General features: G+C 42.6%; 14 protein-coding genes. 5 read left to right on the forward strand and 9 right to left on the reverse strand.

Annotation, left to right across the window (positions count from 1 at the left end):
* Positions 1–1,899 carry an alpha-amylase family glycosyl hydrolase gene (locus tag AC570H_RS13705; RefSeq protein ID WP_497355719.1) on the reverse strand — a complete coding sequence of 633 codons (1,899 nt, stop codon included), beginning with the start codon at positions 1,897–1,899 and terminating at the stop codon, positions 1–3.
* 148 nt (positions 1,900–2,047) lie between these two features.
* On the opposite strand from AC570H_RS13705, the gene AC570H_RS13710 reads away from it, so the two are divergent.
* From AC570H_RS13710 to AC570H_RS13730, 5 genes are all read left to right on the forward strand, one after another.
* Positions 2,048–3,970 carry a sensor histidine kinase gene (locus tag AC570H_RS13710; RefSeq protein ID WP_497355721.1) on the forward strand — a complete coding sequence of 641 codons (1,923 nt, stop codon included), beginning with the start codon at positions 2,048–2,050 and terminating at the stop codon, positions 3,968–3,970.
* Positions 3,957–4,592 (forward strand): response regulator, encoded by a 636-nt coding sequence (locus AC570H_RS13715; RefSeq protein WP_497355723.1) that lies wholly within the window; start codon positions 3,957–3,959, stop codon positions 4,590–4,592. The genes AC570H_RS13710 and AC570H_RS13715 overlap by 14 nt, the downstream gene beginning before the upstream one ends.
* A gap of 148 nt (positions 4,593–4,740) precedes the next feature.
* The gene (locus tag AC570H_RS13720; RefSeq protein WP_497355725.1) at positions 4,741–5,865 is read left to right on the forward strand and encodes a fatty acid desaturase family protein; all 1,125 of its coding nucleotides are present in this window, start codon (positions 4,741–4,743) and stop codon (positions 5,863–5,865) included.
* Positions 5,866–6,129: 264 nt separating this feature from the next.
* Positions 6,130–8,688: a PAS domain-containing protein gene (locus AC570H_RS13725; RefSeq protein ID WP_497355727.1), complete on the forward strand. Its 2,559-nt coding sequence runs from the start codon at positions 6,130–6,132 to the stop codon at positions 8,686–8,688.
* Between the two features lie 22 nt (positions 8,689–8,710).
* On the forward strand, positions 8,711–9,079 hold the full coding sequence (locus AC570H_RS13730; protein WP_497355729.1) for a response regulator: 369 nt from the start codon (positions 8,711–8,713) through the stop codon (positions 9,077–9,079).
* 85 nt (positions 9,080–9,164) lie between these two features.
* Here the strand turns inward: AC570H_RS13730 and fabF are convergent, their stop codons facing one another.
* The 8 genes from fabF to AC570H_RS13770 form a co-directional block, all read right to left on the reverse strand.
* Positions 9,165–10,415: a beta-ketoacyl-ACP synthase II gene (gene fabF / locus AC570H_RS13735; RefSeq protein WP_497355731.1), complete on the reverse strand. Its 1,251-nt coding sequence runs from the start codon at positions 10,413–10,415 to the stop codon at positions 9,165–9,167.
* A 52-nt stretch (positions 10,416–10,467) separates the two neighbouring features.
* A complete protein-coding gene (locus AC570H_RS13740) occupies positions 10,468–11,235 on the reverse strand; it encodes an SDR family oxidoreductase (RefSeq protein ID WP_497355733.1) in 768 nt (255 codons plus the stop codon).
* Positions 11,236–11,259: 24 nt separating this feature from the next.
* Positions 11,260–11,745, reverse strand: coding sequence for a PaaI family thioesterase (locus AC570H_RS13745; RefSeq protein ID WP_497355735.1), 486 nt, complete (start codon positions 11,743–11,745; stop codon positions 11,260–11,262).
* 38 nt (positions 11,746–11,783) lie between these two features.
* Positions 11,784–12,371 (reverse strand): TetR/AcrR family transcriptional regulator, encoded by a 588-nt coding sequence (locus AC570H_RS13750; protein ID WP_497355737.1) that lies wholly within the window; start codon positions 12,369–12,371, stop codon positions 11,784–11,786.
* 342 nt (positions 12,372–12,713) lie between these two features.
* A complete protein-coding gene (locus tag AC570H_RS13755) occupies positions 12,714–13,367 on the reverse strand; it encodes a GDSL-type esterase/lipase family protein (protein ID WP_497355739.1) in 654 nt (217 codons plus the stop codon).
* Between the two features lie 146 nt (positions 13,368–13,513).
* Positions 13,514–16,855, reverse strand: a complete 3,342-nt coding sequence (locus AC570H_RS13760; protein WP_497355741.1) for a caspase family protein — start codon at positions 16,853–16,855, stop codon at positions 13,514–13,516.
* A gap of 72 nt (positions 16,856–16,927) precedes the next feature.
* Complete coding sequence (locus AC570H_RS13765) at positions 16,928–19,291, reverse strand: hypothetical protein (protein WP_497355743.1); 2,364 nt, start codon at positions 19,289–19,291, stop codon at positions 16,928–16,930.
* A 10-nt stretch (positions 19,292–19,301) separates the two neighbouring features.
* Positions 19,302–20,477, reverse strand: a complete 1,176-nt coding sequence (locus tag AC570H_RS13770) for a DUF4249 domain-containing protein (RefSeq protein ID WP_497355745.1) — start codon at positions 20,475–20,477, stop codon at positions 19,302–19,304.
* Positions 20,478–20,480 lie beyond the last annotated feature (3 nt).

Below are 20,480 nucleotides of genomic sequence, written 5' to 3' on the forward strand. Positions count from 1 at the left end.
TTAATTCAAGGCTTGTTTACTATAGATATGATATTCTCCTGGAGCCAAGGTACCTGAGTAAATGCTAAGTGGCAGATTTAAATTGGTACCACCAGTTGCATCTGTCCAAGTACCGGTTGAACCAAAGTCGATATTAGCGGTTTGGCTTACCACATCAAAATTGCCCAACACGATAACCGTATTGTTTCCATTGGTTAATTTGATGTATTTTACACCTCCTGTTAAGCCATAGGTTGGATTTTGACCTGCGAAAATAGCATTGTTCTTTTTAAGCCTGATAAATTTAGCAAAGGCATTGTACAGCGCTTTCCTTTGCGCGTTATCGTAGTAATCCCACTTAATTGGCTTCTCGCCTGTACGACCATTGTAATCAATATTGATATCATAACCAAGCTCCCCAAATTGCCAAACCATTTTTGGACCAGGCATGGCAAACAGAAAAGCAGCGACCATTTCCTGGCGCTTCAATGCAGTAGCGGGATCTTTAGTAGAATAACTGCCGGATGAATTGCCAAAACTGATATTTTTATAGTTCATCCGTTCTTCGTCGTGGCTTTCCATATAATCGACCAGGTTTTCAGATTTGGCGAAACCATGCTTGGCAAAAAATCCCCATGAGAAATCAGACTTGTCCAGCCAGCCCATGGTCGCCTCGTTCATATCGTGGTTCAAATTGCCCCAAAGCATCATACCCTCATCGGCCAATACCTTTTCTTCGGTGGCATCGGCAAAATGCTCTAAAATCACATAGAAATTATTGGCATCAATGCTTTTGATGTAATTGTTGTATTCTTTCCAAATGGCAATTCGGCTTGCATCATAAGCCGCAAAAGCAGCATCCCCTGTGGTATAGTTTTGGGTAAAGCCTTTAGATAAATCGAACCTAAAGCCATCAATTTTATACTGTTGCATCCAGAACTTCACCACATTTTTTACAAAATATTTGGTTGCTGGACTTTCATGGTTAAAATCATAACCCACGTTATAGGGGTGTTTGGCATCTACATTAAACCAAGGGCTGTTGCTTGTGGGTTTGTTGCCATCAAAATACAGTTGCACCATTGGGGATTGGCCAAATGAATGGTTCAACACCATGTCCATAATTACGGCAATGCCCCTGCCATGGCATTCGTCAATAAAATTCTGCAAGGCCGTTTTGGTGCCGTAGTACTTATCGGGAGCAAAGTAATAAGAGATATTGTAACCCCAGCTCAAGTTGCCTTCAAACTCGGTTACGGGCATGAGTTCTATGGCATTAACGCCAAGACTAACCAGGTAATCCAATTTTTGCAGGGTCGATGCATAAGTATGTTCTGTGGTGAAATCGCGGATGAGCAATTCGTAAATCATCAAATTATTCTTGTCGGGCCGGATAAAACTGATGTTTTTCCAAGTGTAGCTGGGCTGATTCGCCTGCATTACGCTCACAATTCCAGTTGTTTTGCCACTTGGATAAGCCTTCAGGCTCGGATAAACACTTGCAGTGATATAAGGATCGTTATCTGGATCTAAAACCTTCTCGCAATAAGGATCGGCCACTTTTAAAGTTCCATTTACCAAAAATTGATAGGCATATTCGGTACTTGGATTTAAGCCATCTAGTTGTATCCACCAGGTATTGCCATCGGCGGTATTCTTCATTTGTGTAGCTGCCGAGGCCTGCCAATTGTTAAAATCGCCAATCAATGCAACCGAGGTTTTACCAGGTGCATATAAGGTTACAATGGCCGAAGTACCTCCGTTGATAAAAGCCACCCCATCTTTGGCGCCTGCTGGAAGTTCGTTGGTAGGCGTTGGCGTAACCGGTGTTGGTGGCGTAGGGTCAGGATTGTTTTTAGCTTTTTTACAAGCGGCCATCGCCACTACTGCAAACAACAAAATGTATATTATTTTTCTCATCGCAAAAGACACATCAGATTCAAAAATACTTATTATTAGGTATTTATATCGATAAAATTAGCTGTTATTTTCAGCTGTCTGTTTGCAATGATTCATTTGCTGGCTTATCAGCTCATATTTTGTTGTTCAAGCCAATTATAAAATCTAAATGTATAAGCTACTGCTCTTTTTGGGGTTCGCCTTTTTCGTTGTCTGCACAGCGAAGGCAGCACCAATGGCCAATAGACAGGTTTATGCCTCTCCATTCGAGGAACGACTACAAATGGCAAATCAGGCTATCAATACCCAAAACATAAAAGCAGCGACTTATTTAGCCGAGGCCGAGGCGATGCTGCCTCAATATCATGGCTCCCAGCTCAGTTATGCACAGGCTCAGTTGGCTTTGGCTTATGCCCGATTAGGGAAAGTGGAAAAAACGGTCTTTTATCAGCAACAGGCAACGGCAATTAGCCGTGGCAAGCCTACACTGGCCGTCAATAGCCTCAGCTTGCTGGCCCAAAGCTATGGCTTGACTAAAAACAGCACCGGCTTGCGACAGATGTTTGATAAAGCGCTTCATTCAGCGCCAGCAACTCAGCAAAGGGACATTAAAATTGCCTATGTAAATGGCTTGTTTGGTGTGGATGAAAATGTAAAAGCAGCTAACCTCCTTACCGAGCTTTATTCAGATACGCCGATGTCGGCCAAGGAGCAGGCAGAAATTTTAAGTCTGTTGCTCATTAACTCAATCAAGCTCAACCAATCGCAGTTGCTCAGCCAGTATTTTAGAGAGCTCGAACAGCTTGGCGTGCCGGCTACACCCAATATCATTTTGGCCAAGGGAATGTATTTGGAGCATCAGCAACAATATTTGCGGGCCTTTAAAAATTACAGTTTGCTATTTGGGGCATTCCAAAAAGGAAAGCGCGAAATTGTTTACCTCGACGCCCTATTGCAATTGGCACAGCTCAAAAGCAAGCAGCTGCAAAAAGACAGTGCCAGCTATTTCTTTAGGCTATTGGCTAATGCATTGCCTAAACCCCTCAATACAAGCGCCATTGGCGTACGTTACCTTCAAGCTTACCAGCTGCACCTTAAACGGTTCGATTCCTTGTCTCCAACGGTGTTTAGTAAAGTTCTATTACAAAAAGATTTCAGCTACAAGAACGAATTGATTGCCCTAACCAAAGAACTGAGCTATAAATACAAAATTGAAAAAGACAAGCAGAAGGCAACGCTCTTCCAGCAGCAAAAGGATTTACAGGCACTCCGCTTTGCCAAAAACAGGCAACGCAACAACTGGATCATCACCTGCCTTGGCTTGCTTTTGGTTTCGGGCATTATCGTCATCTCCCTACTCTTCCAAAGACGCAGACAGGCTAAACAGCTTCATTTAACTGAAATGGAAAGACTAAAGCAATTACACCGCAGCCAAGTGATCAAGGCACTAGCCACCTCGCAGGAAGAAGAGCGCTGGCGCATTGCCGATCAGCTGCACGATGAAGTAGGGTCGATGATTTCGGTGGTGAGGCTAAATCTTTCGGCAAACCCTCAAAAAAAAGAGACCATCGCTCCCGAAAAGCTCGAAACGGCCAATCGCATTTTAGGCGACCTTGCCGATACCGTTCGTGAAATGAGCCATCAATTAATGCCGGTGGCCATTAGGCAATATGGACTGGTCAAGGCCATCGAACAATTGATTGCAGACATCAATACTTCGGGCAAAATCTATATCGAACACTTGATCCATGGCTTTGGCGACCTTGCCAAATACCCAGAAGATTTTCAGGTGAGCTTTTACCGAATTGTACAGGAGCTTTTCCAAAACATCGTGAAACATGCCAAAGCCAGCAATGCCTTTTTTCAGTTGATAGAACATAGCGATTCGATTAACCTTTATGTGGAAGACAATGGCCAGGGCATGGCCGATGCACAGGAGCAAAAAGGAAAAGGCATTAAGCTTTTGGCCAACAGAATAGACTACTACGATGGCAAAATCAGCATTGAAGGGCAATCTGGTAAAGGCACCTTGATTGTGATTGATATTCCCACAGGCTATATGAAAACAGAACCGAACAATGGCAACTCTTAAACTATTTATTGCAGACGACCATCAGATCCTGATTGATGGTCTAATTGCCTTTTTTAATGAATTGGAAGGCTTTGAAGTTATTGGATACGCCAATGATGGCCTCGTGCTGTTACAGGAAATCGCTACCAAAAGGCCAGACATCGTATTGTTGGATTTAAACATGCCCAAAATGGATGGCTTGGTTACGCTCAAGCACCTGAAAGAAAATTATTCGCAGGTTAAAGTGATCGTGCTTTCGAACTACCATCAATCGCAGCTGATCAAAGAAACCAAGGCCATGGGTGCCAATGGCTATGTACTCAAAAACGGCTCTAAAAGCGACCTTCTTAACGCCATTGATCAAACCCAGCAAGGCCGTTTCTATTTTCCGGAGGAAGAAGACAGCTCAACAACTGCCAAATCTGTTTTTACAGACGAGTTTACAAAAAAGCACCATCTTACTAAAAGGGAGGTCGAAATCATCAGATTGGTTTGCAGCGAAATGAGCAGCAGGGAAATTGCCGAAAAACTATTTATTGCAGAATTTACCGTTACCACGCACAGGCGCAACATATTAAGCAAACTTGCACTTAAAAACACAGCCGCGCTCATCAATTTTGCCAAGCAGCATGGCATTGCTTAAAACTTCCCTATCCGAACATCTTTTGCTGTCCATTTTGCGTACATAAGTATAAGCGCTTAAATTAAATCAAGTTTCATGGTGCATAAGCCGTTTATTAAGGTACATTAGCTTAATATACAAAATACGCTCAGCACGTTTTAAACGAAATATGACAAAGAAAGTCAAGTTTACCAATGCCAATAAATCCACATTTTATGCCACCCTACGTAAACGTGTTGATGACCATTTCGAAGATCAAAATCTTAGCATAAATGCAAATGCTTCGATGTGGGTCAAAGCAGTTTTCTTTTTAGGAACCTTTATTTCATTGTATTTAACAATTCTGTTGGCTAACCTGCATCCGCTTGTCTTATTGGGTCTAGGGATTTTATTAGGCATTTTTGGTGCTTTTGTAGGGTTTAACATTTGCCATGATGCCATTCATAAGGCCTTTTCCAACAAGCCGATCATCAACAAGAGTTTTGGTTTTCTGTTTAGCCTAATCGGTGCCAGTGCTTACGTTTGGAGTATTTGCCATAACATTGTTCACCATACCTATACCAATATTTCGGGGCATGATGAAGATATAGACGTTGCACCTGGCTTGATCCGTTTTTGCGAAAAAGAGCCCGTAAACAAAATCCAACGCTTTCAACATGTTTATGCATTTGGTCTTTACAGCTTTGCCATGCTTTCGTGGGTTTTTAGAAAAGACTACAAAAAATTTTTCCAGACCAAAATCGGCTGTCAAATTGCCGACCACCCGAAAATCGAATACTTTAACCTTTTCTTTTTCAAGTTTTTGTACTACTTTTTGTTTATTATCCTTCCGTTAATTGTATTGGATGTAACCTGGTGGCAATTCCTGATCGGCTTTTTAAGCATGCAGCTGGCACAGGGGCTTGTATTGGGCTTGGTATTTCAGTTGGCCCATGTGGTAGAAGGAACCAGTTTCCCGCACCCCAACACCGATGGCAACATTGAAGAGGCCTGGGCAGCCCATCAAATGATGACCACTGCTAATTTTGCGGTAAACAGTAAGCTAGCCGGTTTCTTTTGCGGCGGCCTTAACAGACAGGTAGAACATCACCTGTTTCCAAAAATCTGCCATATCCATTATCCTGCAATCGGCAAGATTGTAAAAGCTACGGCATTGGAGTTCAATCTCCCTTATATCGAAAGTCCAACCTTTATCAGCGCATTGGGCTCCCATTATCGCATGTTAAGAAAATTGGGCCGGGATGCCTACCGCACACAAGAAAAACTTAAAAATTTGGTAGTTGAGGTCAACTGACGATCGAAGCTAATTATCTTGCTAAATAATTTTTTTAACTCCAACAAAAAAACCATTTCTTTGTTTAATCAAGATATAATCATTTTTTAGCTTACAAACAGATAATTACTGCTTGGCATGACCGATGGTTTCATTAGTGGGGGTGGCGAATGCGGTGCCCTTATACGCTCTATTGATTGGTCCAAAAACATCCTTGGCCCTATCGCCCAATGGCCGCAAAGTTTGCGGACTACCCTCAGTATTATCATCAACTCTAAGTTTCCCATGTTTTTATTTTGGGGACCAGAATACATCTGTTTTTATAATGACGCCTACCGAAAAAGCCTAGGCAATGATGGCAAGCATCCCAAAGCCATGGGACAGCCTGGCAAAGAATGCTGGGCAGAAATATGGGATGAAATTGGCGATATGCTCAATGATGTATTGCAAAAAGGCGAGCCTACCTGGAGCGAAAATATCTTGTTGCCAATTTTCAGAAACGGACAGATTGAAGATGTTTATTGGACATTTAGCTATAGCCCCGTTAAAGACGAAAGCGAAAAAGTAGCTGGGATATTTGTAGCCGTTGTAGAAACCACCAACAGCATTCATACATTAAACGAACTGCAGCAAAACAAAAAAGAACTCGAGTTTGCCATTAATGCGGCAGAGTTGGGCACCTGGGATCTTGATCCGCAAACCAACAAATTTACCTGCAACAACCGTTTAAGAAAATGGTTCGGCTTAGATTCAGAGACAGATATAGATCTTGATTTGGCACTGCAAGCCGTTTCAGAAAAAGACTTACCTAAGGTTAGGGAAGCCATTCAAAAGTCGTTAGATCATGAAACCGGAGGCCATTACACCATCCAATACGCCCTTAAAAACATCAAAACTGGCAAAGAGCGGATAGTCAAAGCCAGAGGCAAGGCCTTGTTTGATGCGGACAACGTAGCTTATCGTCTCAATGGAACACTCCAGGATATTACCGACGAAATTGTTGCCCAAAATGCCTTTAAAGAAAGCGAAGAAAACTTTAGAAAACTCATCTTACAGGCGCCTGTAGGCATGATCATTTTGAAAGGGGAAAATTTCTTTGTGGAGGAGGTGAATGACACCTACCTGAAACTGGCGGATAAAGCAAGAAAAGACTTTGTAGAAAGGCCCTTGTGGGATGCCTTGCCCGAAGCCAAGTCTTTAGGCTTTGAACATGTGCTTAAAAAAGTGATGAAAACCGGCGTGGCGCATTATGGCAACGAGCAAAACATCACCATTATCAAAAACGGAAAAAAAGAAACCACCTATATCAATTACGTTTATGAGCCTTTAAAGGATGTTGATGGCAGTATTAACCGCATTATGGTGGTAGCCATTGATATTACCGATATGCTTGAAAACAGGTTGAAGATACAAGATGCGGAAGAACGGGCCAGGTTGGCTACGGTTGCTGCCGGATTGGGCACTTTCGATTTAGACTTGCGCAGCGGGCAAATGGCAACTTCAGAACGTTTTGATGAGATTTTTGGCTTCGACCATCACGTTGTACGTTCGGAATATGCCAATGTAATCCATCCAGACGATCGTGGCATTAGGATAAATGCCCATAGAAGGGCCTTAGACATAGGGCAGATCTATTATGAAGTTCGGGTAATTTGGAAAGACAAGTCTATACATTGGGTTAAGGTTGAGGGAAAAATCTACTACGATGCCGACCATAAGCCACTGCGCATGCTGGGTACGGCAATGGATATTACTCAACAGCGTCAGGCCAAGGAAGAGCTGATCCAAATCAACCAGCGCTTAGCCATTGCCTTAGAAGCTGGAAAACTGGGTTCTTATGAGCTTGATCTCAAAACCAAAAAAGTAAAACTGTCTGAGCAGTTCTGCAAAAACTATGGCTTCAAATCAGAAACCGAACTTACCTACGAACAATTGCTCGACTTTATAGAACCTAGCCAAAAAGAAGCGGTTGTTAAGGCCGTAGATTCGGCAATTCTAAATGGCACCGTCTTCGATGCCGAGTACCAGATCCATTGGAAAGACCATTCCATTCACTGGATCAAGGAATCGGGCAAGGCTTTATACAACGAGCAAGGCAACCCTATCAGCTTTATTGGCGTATCATTAAATATAAGCGAGACGAAGCAGCTCCAACAGCAAAAAGACGATTTTATCGGCATTGCCAGCCATGAGCTCAAAACGCCGGTAACCAGTATCAAGGCCTATGGGCAGGTATTGGAAAGGATGCTGCTAAAAAAAGGAGATATCGTTGAAGCGGGGCTGATGAGAAAGATGGATGCCCAACTGAACCGCTTGACCAGTTTAATTGGCGATTTATTGGACGTAACCAAGGTAAACTCTGGCAAGCTGCAATACAACCATGCCTATTTCGATTTTAACGAAATGATGCATTTTGCCATTGAAGAACTACAACGCACCTCAGAAAAACACCAGATCAGTGAAAACCTACAGGAAGTAGGGCTTGTTTTTGCTGATAGGGAAAGGCTAAGCCAAGTGGTCACCAATTTGATTACCAATGCCATTAAATACTCGCCAGATGCCGAACAAATTGTAGTGCACAGCAGCATTGAGGGCGAAAACATTGTGGTTTGTGTAGAGGATTTTGGCATTGGAATAGCAGAAGACAAGCTCAACAAGGTGTTTGAGCAGTTTTATAGGGTAAGCGGCAATATGCAGCATACTTTTCCAGGCCTTGGCTTGGGACTGTTTATATCATCTGAAATTATTAAGCGGGAAGGTGGCAGAATTTGGGTAAGCAGCCAGGAAGGCAAAGGCTCTAAATTTTGTTTCTCTATTCCGAGAACACGTACAAACGATTATTAAACCAAGCCAAAAATACAACCTGATGAACAGTAAAAACAAAAGGGTAACACTTGCCGATGACGATCCCGGAATTTTAGATGCGATAGGCATGATGTTAGAGATGGAAGGCTATGAAGTAAGCACTACCTTAAACGGAAATACGGTTTTGAATTTTGATGGCGAACTGCCGGATATCTATGTGCTTGACATCTGGATGTCGGGTTCTGATGGCAGAGAACTGTGCAAGAAATTAAAAACCGACGAAAAGACCAAGAATATTCCCGTTATTTTGATCTCGGCCAGCAACGACCTGCAACGATCAGCAGAAAGTGCCGGGGCCAACGACTTTTTGGCTAAGCCTTTTGAAATAGACAGCCTCTTATCTAAAATAAAAAACTGCCTCCAAAATTAATTGAAGGCAGTTTTCAGTTCACAATTCACAGTTTTCAGTTCTCAGCCACCAACACCAATGAACTGATCAGCTAATGAACTTTTATTTAACCTTTATACTTTTTAAAGAGACTGGTCGCCGTGTGGCCTCCAAAACCGAAGGTATTGTTCAGTGCATAATTCACTTCCTGATAAAGTGCCTTGCCCAATACAATTTCCAATCCTGCAGGAACAGCCTCGTCCAACTCAGTGGTATTAATCGTTGGTGGAATAACATCATTCTGTACAGAAAGTACCGAAATGATGCTTTCTATCGCACCAGCTGCGCCCAATAAATGTCCAGTCATAGATTTGGTACCAGTTACCTTAACAGGGTGATCGCCAAATACACGTTTCATACCTACCAATTCGCTGATATCGCCTATACCGGTTGAAGTAGCGTGCGCATTGATATAATCGATATCTTTTGGTTCGATGCCGGCTTCTTTAATGGCTTTGCTCATACCCAAGGCGGCGCCCAAGCCTTCTGGGTGTGTACCCGTAAGGTGATAAGCGTCGGCTGCCATGCCAGTACCTACCAGTTCGGCATAAATTTTAGCACCCCTGGCCAAAGCATGATCTAAATCTTCCAAAATCAATGCACCTGCACCCTCGCCCATCACAAAACCATCGCGTAGCTTATCAAAAGGACGTGAAGCACCTTGCGGATCTTCATTGTTTTTTGACAGGGCCTGTGCGGCATTAAAGCCTCCCACCGAAGCCTCGGTAATCGCAGCTTCAGAACCACCGGCAACCATAATCTTGGCTTTGCCCATTTTAATGGTATCGAAGGCATTGATGATGGCCGTATTAGAAGAGGCACAGGCCGAAACAGTACAATAGTTTGGTCCATACAACTTATGGCGGATTGAAATTACACCCGCAGCGATATCAACAATCATTTTCGGAATAAAATAAGGATTGAACCTAGGTGTTCCATCGCCCCCGTTAAATTCCTTCAACTGATTTTCGAAGGTGCTGATGCCTCCGTTTCCGGTAGCCCAGATCACGCCAACATCATAGCGCTCTTCTTCAGTCATTTGTCCAAAGTCCAGCCCGGCATCTGTAATGGCCTGATCACTGGCTGCAATGGCGTATTGGGTAAACATATCGTACTTCTTGATTTCTTTTTTATCAAGATAGGCTTCAATGCCGAAATCCTTTACCTCGCAGGCGAACTGTGTTTTAAATTTCGAACTGTCGAATTTTGTAATTGGGCCGGCAGCACTTTTTCCTGCCAAGATATTTTCCCAAAATTCGTTTACCGTGTTGCCTAAAGGCGTAATGGCTCCAAGCCCGGTTACAACTACTCTTTTCATAAAATGTGTTTTATTGACAAAACCCTATCTGCAAATGAATCCAATCAGCAAACTAACTGATCGAATCGAGCTGTTCGGCTCTTTTGGCATTCATTACATTTAGTGCTTCAGAGGGCGAAGATAGGAAAAGCTCATAGATTTTTGCCGTATCACCTACCCTGATCTCAAATTCATTGTTGGCCAAGCCGTTTAATAAATCATCGGCAACTACCGATGGCGGGATGCCATTCTCTCCACCAATTTCTACCGAGAAAGTGGTATTTACCAATGGAGGCAAGACTTCAAAAACTTTAACCGGTGTATTCTCTAGAGTCATGCGCAGCGATTTGCTGTACGAATGCAGCGCTGCCTTACTGGCCGAATAGGTAGGCAAGCTGGCTCCAGGTACATAAGCCACTATCGACGATACGTTTACAATGGCTGCTTCTTCTTGTGTCCTTAACACAGGCAACAGCAATTGGTTCAGCCTAGCAATGGCCAAATAGTTGGTCAACATTTCGGTCGATGCATTGTCAAAAGTGTTTTGTTGGTCGTCGTTCAAGCTGTAATAAAAAGCACTGCCAGCATTATTGATCACAATATTCAGTTCTGGAAAATCCTGTTTCAGCGTAGCCACCAACTGCTCTACATCCAATGCGTTGCTTACATCAGCCTTGATGGCCGTTACCTTGCCCAGTTTTTGAGCAGCTTCATCCAATCGGTTTTGATCCCTGCCGATAATGATCACCTTGTTGCCGTTTTCAATCAATAATTTGGCAAATTCGAAACCAATGCCAGCACTGCCGCCGGTAATTAATATGGTGTTGTTTGTTGTTTTCATTTTATTCTGATTTTTAATTGTTTCTTAAAATTTAAAGATCATACAGGTACTGGTGGCATGCGCATACACCTGACCTTTATCATCCAATAATTGTGCTTCCACTAAAGCCGTACGTCCGCCCAAATGAATGACCTTTCCTACTGCCTGCAATTCTCCGGTTTGAATGGTTACCGCCTTTAAAAAATTTACCTTCAGTTCTAAAGTGGTGTAGGCCCTTCCCGCTTCGAGCAAGCTATGCAACGAGCAGCCCATGGCCGAATCCAATATGGCCGAAATCACTCCGCCATGTACCGATCCTATTGGGTTATAATGAAATTCTTGAGGTACAAAAGAAAAAGATACGTTGCCAGGCTTAAGCTCTCCAACCTGAAAATCAAGCGTGTATAACAGTGGTGGCAAAGGCAGCTGACCTGCACTCATGGCTTTAAGGTAATCGATGCCATTCATTTGCAAGGCTTGTTTGGCGCCTGGTGCCGGATCTTCCCAAGTAATTTGTTTCGTTCTTTTCATAATTTAATACCAATTGGTATATTTTAGGTTAAAAAAATTTAGCTCAGCCCTTCGATCATTTTTCGCATCGAATCCATAATCAGTTTCATTGCTGTTTTGCTTTCCAATAATTTGGCAATCATGATCCCACCTTCAAATAAGGCAATAATGGTTAATGCAACTTGTTCTGGATTTAATGTTTTGCTCAATTCATTATTGGCGATGCCTTGCTCTACTACCTGCACAATGTTGGCCTTCCACGATAAAACTGCCTGACTGGCCTTCTTTTTTAAACCCGCATGCGTATCATCTGATTCTACCGCGGTATTGAGTACCGCACAGCCACCTGCATCTAATGGCGGTTCGAAAACCTGTGAATAAAACTCGGCAAATACCATCAACTTTTCTTTTGCTTTTGTCCTCTTGGCCATTTCGCGACCAATTGCCGAGCTCACCCTCTTAAAGTTATAATCGAAAACAGCCAAGGCTACTTCGTCTTTATTGGCAAAATTACCGTAGATGCTGCCCTTGGTTAATCCTGTGGCTTCGGTCATGTCGGCCAAAGAAGTACCTGCAAATCCTTTTTTATTAAAGATTGGCGCGGTTTTTTCAATGATATAAGCTTTTGTTCGCTCTGCCTTTGACATGATGATGCTGAATTGACGATACAAATATATACCGATTGGTATAATTTTACAAATCTTTTTGCTGATTATGATTTTGAGGAGACATTGGTTATTTAGCCATTATGAAAAAGAAGGACTACGTGTAGCGTGTTTACCACATAAAAACAAAGCACACCTAGTGAGGTGAACCACCAAGACACTAAGAGTACCGAGAACTTACTTTGTGGTTAAGCAGACAGCCAAAAACTAAGAACCTATTGAAAGAGATTACTTCGTTCCTCGCAATGACGAACGCTTTTATTCTTTTTGAAAACTTCGCCTTACGGTTAAATTATAAACTGCCTCCTGAAAACTGCTAACTGCCTACTTTAAGTAAGGTTCCATTATTTTTTGCCAGATGGCATAACCCTTCGCATTCATGTGCAAATTATCCGATAGGAAAATATCCTGCATAATGCTGCCATCGGCATTGAGCATCGAATTGTAGGTATTGATAAAAGTGACTTTCTTCATCTTTTTCACCATTTCGGCAATCATTTGATTAGCTTCAATCATTTTAGGCTGATATTTTAGTCGGGAAGGACTTGGCTTAATAGAAATATAGGCAATAGGTACTCGCGGGTATTTAGTCCTGATGAGATCGATCAATTGCTTTACGCGTTCTGTTACGATACTTGCTGTAACTTGGTCGCCTCCCGTAAAGTCGTTCTCTCCGCAATAAATTACCACCTGTTTTGGCTTGTAGGGAAACACAATATCACCAACATGCTGAATTACATTGGGCAATGACGAACCGCCAAAACCTCGGTTAATAATGGTATGCCCGGGAAAATAGTCCTGTACATCTTTCCATTTGGTAAAGGTTGAGCTGCCAATAAAGAGAACGGCCTTTTTTGGCGGGAAGTTAAGGCTGTCTTGCTTTTTAAAATAGTTGATCTCATTAATAAATGGGTCGGTTTGCGCATTAGCGTTCAACAATAAACTAACGAAAAGGAAAAACAGCAATAACTTTCTCATGGGGATTTCATTTAATTGGTTCGGATTGACTTACTTAAAGCGAAGATAAGCTACTCATTTGTTTTCTTCAAAATTCCTTCGGCTAGGCTATCTTTATTTTAGCTCTATTTCAAGCATAAGGCTTGTGTATAAATAATCCAAAAAGCCTACCAAACTTTCCAATCTACTACATTATTCTCCGATCTGGAAGTGGGTTGTTGCATGCCCGAGGTCAATTCGACCACCCTTTCGTTTATCCTTTTCTTTAAATCCTTAATGCCGGTAGAACTGCGTTGCTGCATGTATTCTAAAATACTATAGGTAAAAACCCCGTTTTTGAGGCTGTTTTTCTCCAAGGCATATTGCATGCCACCGGCAGCCGAAATAATGGTAGCCCCAGTGCCCTTGCCGATATTGGCAAACAGATCCTGCATCAGTTCAAAGCTGTTTTTCATTCCAACCTTACCATTTTTGCCTGTATTGATTACTTTAATGCCCTTACTTACTTGATCAGCATTAGCCTGTACGCCATTGTTGGCTAATTGGACTTGTGCCTGATTTAATTGTTGCAGTTCTTCCTTATCTACTTCGCCACTGTGGCAGGCATCAATCAGCACCAGCTTCTGCCGTGAGGGGATATTGTCTACCAAATCTTCAAACGAATCATAAGATAGGCCTTCCTTTTCAGGCTTATTGAAATCTACTTTATAAGTTGAAAGGAAATAATCATATTGATCGCTCAACAATCCATGGCCAGAGTAGGCCACAATTACCTTGTCGTCAACCTTGCTCTGCTTAAGTTTTTGCTTAATGGCTAAAACCGCAGCCTTGCTAACCTGTTCATCAAAAAGCGTATCAATTTCTAGCTGGGCGGCATATTTTTCTTTCAGTTTTGCGGCCAAGTCTCTAATATCCTTTACGCTCCATTGCAGGTTATGGCTCTGCTGTTCAAAATTATTGATGCCAATGCCTACAAAATACAGCTTCCCTGGTATTTTTTCTGTCGGACTATAGTTCACCAATAAGGGCAAGCGATAACTTTCTATACCACTGGCATTAATTACCGAAACTTCTATTTTATTGGTCCCGTTATTCAGGGCTACTGAGATCAGCGTATCGATATTTTTTCTTTTGCCAGCTTGGAGATTGATTCCCTTCAAACCATACACCGGAACTTCGTTAACCCAAATATTCAGCCGGTCTAATGGAAGTTCCATATCGCCAGCCTTTATCTGCAAATTCAATTGACTGGCTTTTTGCTCGAAGGCAATTTGGTTTCTATTGGCAAAATCTGCCTGTGGCACACTGTAATTCGCCGTAAAAAGACTGGTATCGATGCCCAATTTCTTGATGCGTTTTTCATAGGCTTTTCGATAGGAACTGATCAATGCCGTATCTGGACTTTTGAGTGCTTGCAATATTTTATCCGGCCGATTAAACCTATAATCGAACTGTTTAAAAGAATAGGTATTGAATTCCTGTACATAATGCAAGCCTGAAACGTTGTTAGCCGGCACCATGTAATAATTATTCGGTTCAAAAAGGGCAATCCCCGATTTACCGTTGGCATAGAGCTGAACTGCTTTGAGCACAATTTTACCTGTTTCATAATCGAGTACAGACAATTGATTGTCATCGCCTGAGGTAAACAGCCACTTGTTGTTGGGATGGAAAATCACTTCGCCCACTACCCCGCTGTGCAGTTTTCTACCAAAGATTAAACTTGTATCCGCTATTTTTCTCAGCTCTACCAAGCCATCGAGGTAAGCCAAACATACAAGGCTATTGGCCGTATTGAATTTAATATCGCCTATTGGACCGTTCAGCAGTTTCATTTTGAGAGAAGAGCTTCCAGTAGCCACATCAAAGCTTTTCAATTGAAAGCCGATATAATTGATTCCTACGCCTTTCTCATGGAAATCGCTGTACTCATACCACAAGGCCTTGCTATCTGGGGTAAATGCCAATTCGGTGATGCCGTAGCCCGAAAGTTCGTCTTTTCCAACGATCCACTTTTTGCTTTCGAGGTCGTAAACCTTGATCGCCTGTTCGCCACCGAGAGCGAGGTACTTCGAATTTGGGGAGAACAATATTTTGGTATTGGTTATTTGCTTGAGCTCAATTGCTTTTACGTCCGTAAAATTTGGTCCGGTAGCGATAAACAAACGGTATTTTAAGGGCGACAAGAAAGCCAATGTTTTGCCATCGGGCGATATGGACGCCGAACTAATGGCATAGCCTTCTTTGCTGATCGATTGATGCACTTTACCCGAATAAATATTCCTGATCTGTACACTATGTTTCGAATCGCCTGTATTTAGGTATTCCTGTTTGATGCAAAGCACCAATGAATCAGAAATCCAGCTTTCTACTGCTACGTTTTGCTCAAATTGCGCCGCATTATGCAAGTTGATACCACGGCTAAATGTAGAAAAAGAAGAACTGTTGCTTGTAGTAAGTACGTTTCCCTTTGGCGAAAAACTCAATCCGCGTAAGGTAGAGGCCATCGCATCCTGTTCCAATATCTTCTTGCCTGTAGCTGCCTGAACAAATTCTATGTTCTTGCCCAGCTTTGCCAACTGACTGGCATCGGCAGCAATCGCAACAACAGGTTCGTAACTGCTCATGGCTTTGTTGATCCATTTTTGCTGAACCAAACTATAAACTATTGCGTTGTCGTTTAAGGGCACGACGAGATGCTGTTCATCGTCGCTCAGTCTCATCTTGAGCTCGGTATACATGCTGGCTTTGGTTTCGGCAAGGATACTGTCTTTTAAGGTCAAGTCTTCCGCAAAAATCCTGATACGTCCGCTTTTCCCTAGCACATAAGCTGTTTTTCCATTTGTGGTTATGGATCGGCTTTCTTCGGCTAAAGGTTTTGATTCTTTAACAATTATGCCTTTATCATCTATTAATGCCAGTTTATGTTGGGCATCCTGTTTATAGGCCATCAAATAATGCCCAGGTTTTGCGGTAAAGGCGAATTTAGCGTTATAATCCGGCAATTTAAATTTTGCAGTTTTGGCTTTCTTCAGGGCATCTACCAGAAACACCTCATCAAAGGCCTTCAAAAGCAATTCTGTACCGATTTTGTTGCGTTCTAAACGATCAAATGTTTTGTAATAAACATCGTTAAAACTCTTGGTGTAATAAGCCAGTGTATCTAAGGACTTTCCTGTGCGGGAATCGAAAAAACGAAGCGAGGCATCTTTTGCGTGTTCATAAAGCAACACCGCAATCTCGTTGCCCTCCTTGCAAAAGCTTGCGCCAACCACATTATAGGGCAAAGGGATAGCGCGCAGCTGCATACCGGTTTGGGTATTCCATAAAATTACCTCATGCTTGCTAGCTGATAAAAGCAAGTGCTTTTCATTCCAAAAATCGAAGTATTCGATCTTATCGGCATGGCTTTTCTGAATAATGGGAGAAATGCTGTTTTTTGCTTGCTGGGCAAAGCCCAAAAAGCTCCAAAAAGAGAAAATGAGGAACAGCAACTGTTGCTTAGCCATAATCAACTTGTACAAAGGCACAAGTTATTGCAAATCGACAGCTTAAGAAATACCTAATAATCGGTATTTTGCCTACTTGGCTTTTACCTGAAAAGTAAAGGTCCCTGTTCCAGGTATGCCAGTTTGCGACAGGCCGTTAATAATTCCAATGTATGTTCCCGGTAAATCAGAGGTGTAAAATTCTGCCCTGCCTTTACCTTGGCTATCTATATAAACCGAAGGCGACCAATAAAGTACATTTCTAAAATCGGGAATCCGGCTTTGCTGCTGCGTGGCATTTTCATATTTAGGCTCATAAAACTCCCGTTGCTGCTGCATCCCATCATAGTCTAGCACCACTGCATTGGGGTTGATATCGATATTGGCCAAACTGGCTTTAAAACTGCTAAAGCTCAACAGTCCCTGAAAAACCGAAGAACCATAAAAATAAGCTTCTGGAACGATGTCAAATTTTTGAATCTTATTAGGGTCAATGTCCATCGCCCTGTTCATATCGAAATAGGGAACGCCATCTAAGAGCACCAATGGGTTGTCGTTTAAAGCTACATCGCTTCCCAACAGCCTCAGGTTAAATTTTCCTTGGTTTTTAGACACGAAAACCTGTGTAGTGTATTCCCTCAAGGTTTCCTCCATGGTTCTAAAACGAGTATAATCATCTAAAAAATAGGTTCTAAACGGTTTGCCATAAAAACGGCTTGTATCAATAGCAGCAGCATAAAAACGCCTAAGCTGCTGGGCCGAGAAACTATTTTGCACCTGTGTGCTCAAATTATATAGCTCAAGATCTTCGCTTGCACTGTTCTGCAACTGAAAACCGGATGTTATAGTGCTGGTAAATTGTTCGGCAAAAGGATTGGCTATCGAAATTAACGAAGTAGTATCTGTTCTATCGGTTTGGATCACCAGCTCATTTGTTCCGTACAAATAGGGCACATTAAAGGTAAAGTTGCCATTAACATCGCTAAGGCTTTCATAAAAGCGACGCCCCTTGGCAGGAATGCTCAAATAAACGTTGGTATATTTTACCGCAGCTCCATTTTTGCTGAGCTTGCCACTAAGGAGATGGCCTTGCAATTCGGGAGTAAATTTAAAAGTAGGCAGGCCTTTTTGCATTAGCTCTGGCCAAGCAAACCTGCGCCAGCCCTGGGTCAGCAACAAATTATCCAACGCGGTATTGGCTTCGTTGTTTCCGTCCTGAAAATAATAGCCTGGAGATTCGATAGCGCCCTTTAGTTCAGAACTCAGCCATAAATAACTTTGGATATCCTGCAGGTCTAGGCCTTGCAAAGAATCCAATCTCCTGATCGAGACCGATACATCGGCCCCAATGCCTTTGCCAGCTTCGTTTTGAGCGATAAAATCGATGTTCACCTTGTTGCGTTGCTCATAAACCGACAAATCGCTTTTGGCATCGAGTTTTAGCTTTTGGCTGGGTCTTTTAAAATACAATCGCTCTGCCACAGCTTGTGCGTTGGCATCAAAAACAGTAAAATGAGCCAATCCATCACCAAGTTTTGCCTTGTCAATCTGGATCGATGCTTTTCCGCCACTTACAGGAGCCAATTCGGCTAAGCTAGTAGTTTGGCCATTGTGCACAAAGAGATAAACTTCGTTAACGTTGAGGTTGGTACTGATGGTTAAATTCAATTGTCCAGCATCTTTATCTTCTAGCATCAGCGCATAGCCTTGCGCTTTGGCAGCCGGCAGGTCTTTTACGATCTTTTCATTCCCTAAACTTGCTACTGCTTTATAATTTTGGCCAGCCTGTGGCGTAAAGGCAAATCGGCCCATTCCAAATTTCAGGGTTTCGAACCTGGCAACGGTGTCGTTCTTCTGGTTGATTACCGCTCCTTTTAAGGCCTTGCCCTTACCATCTGCACCTAAAGCCTTAAATGCAATTGTAGCGGGCAGTCCTTCAATCATATCGCCACCTTCTGGAAAAAACTGCAGGTCTGTACCTGCCTTTTCGTTTTGTTGCCTGCTTTTGTTTTCCAGTGGATTAATCAGTACCAATTGCTTTTCGAAAAACGAAGCGGGTCCAAAATTCTGCATCCAATTGGTATAAGCTCTCAATTTATAGGCACCGGTAGTCAATTCGGCCGGAAGCATAATCGAACCGCTTCCTCTACCTTGATCCAGCATTACCTTCGCCTGTACCAAAGGCTGGTTATTTGCTTCCAAAACCTCTACATAAGCTATTTTACTTAAAGTGATCGGCTGATTGTTGCCCGCATTTACATCATAGATTTTTAACCACAACAATTCGCCACCTATATATTTTTCCTTGTCTGTGTGCACAAACAGTTTTTCTTGCAAATGATTTTGCTGATAAGCATCAAAAGCATTGCGCACGGTATTGAGCACCTGTGCCTTTACTGTAAATTGTACCGTGGCAAAAAGTACTACAAGAATTAATCTAGGGTATATTCTATTCATATTTCAATACTTATGGCCAAAATGATGGTTTTTTTGTGGTTCCTCTAATGGTACAATCAGCACATTCTCTCGAAGCAGCGCGGGTTCCTATCGGCACGCCGCCAACATATTCATATTCCAACGGAATAAGCGTTCCGTCTCTAAACCTCTCTTCGCCACCGGTTCGCACAATATCTGGCGCCACGCAGGTATTGTAGGGATAGGTAGGCGTCCAGTTAGGCAAATCGCTTTTATTGACAAAAATGCGCTGCTTTTGCACGCTACCCGCACTGATAAAGCCCAGCACAGGCTCTGCGGCATTGGCCACATTGTGGATATTTCCAGTGAGTTGCGATGGCTGGGCATCGAAAATAGAACCCAAGCTTTCAGTATTTTTCCTGAGGTTATCCCAAAAAGCATAAGCCTCTTTAGTGAGCACATATTGCTTTACCAATATACTATAGGTTTCAGACAGTTTTTCTGAAGTAGGCGGAATCAGTAGTACCTGACCTTCGTTAATCACATCGTCGTTGAGCTTGGCCGAAGAACCCAATGCAATTCTTGTAGAAATACCGCTAGACCAGCATTTGTAGATATCTTCCAATTGTCCGCGGCTATCCAGCCCCCCGCTACCGGGCCTATAGATCAGCTGCGAACGGTACTTGGCGAAAAAAATCCAGCTGTCTTCAAATTCCCAACGGTAATAGATAGATTTTTTGCTGGCGTCGTGTGTATTGGCATAAATCTGTAGGCCGTTTGATTTGGCCGACCAGCCTATTTTATCAATCACTGGCGATAACTTCACTTCTACCAAGTCAGATTGATAGGTTGAACCATTGCTGGTTCTTATTTTTAGCCTATACTTTTTGCTGGCATTCAAGCTTAGGGGCAAAGCGCTGTAAACACCGGCCTTAATCTCGCCCAAGGGAAAGTTTTCATTGCTTTCGCTTTCTACGCTTACCGTAGCATTGGTTTCGGGACTTAAGGTGCTTGCGCTGCTTACCTGAACGGTTCGGCTTAATTTAATGATGGTCGAATCGCCCCCAGCATTGATAAATCCTTCAACAACCAACAAATTCGTAACGTTGTTATCTAAAACCGGTGTATACTTGTCTTTACACCCAAATACAAAGCAAAGTGCTAACAACAGGCAAAAGCCAGCTAGCTTGGTACGAGGCATATGATATAATAACTGATCCTTTTCCATGGT

This window comes from Pedobacter sp. B4419 (assembly GCF_059693725.1).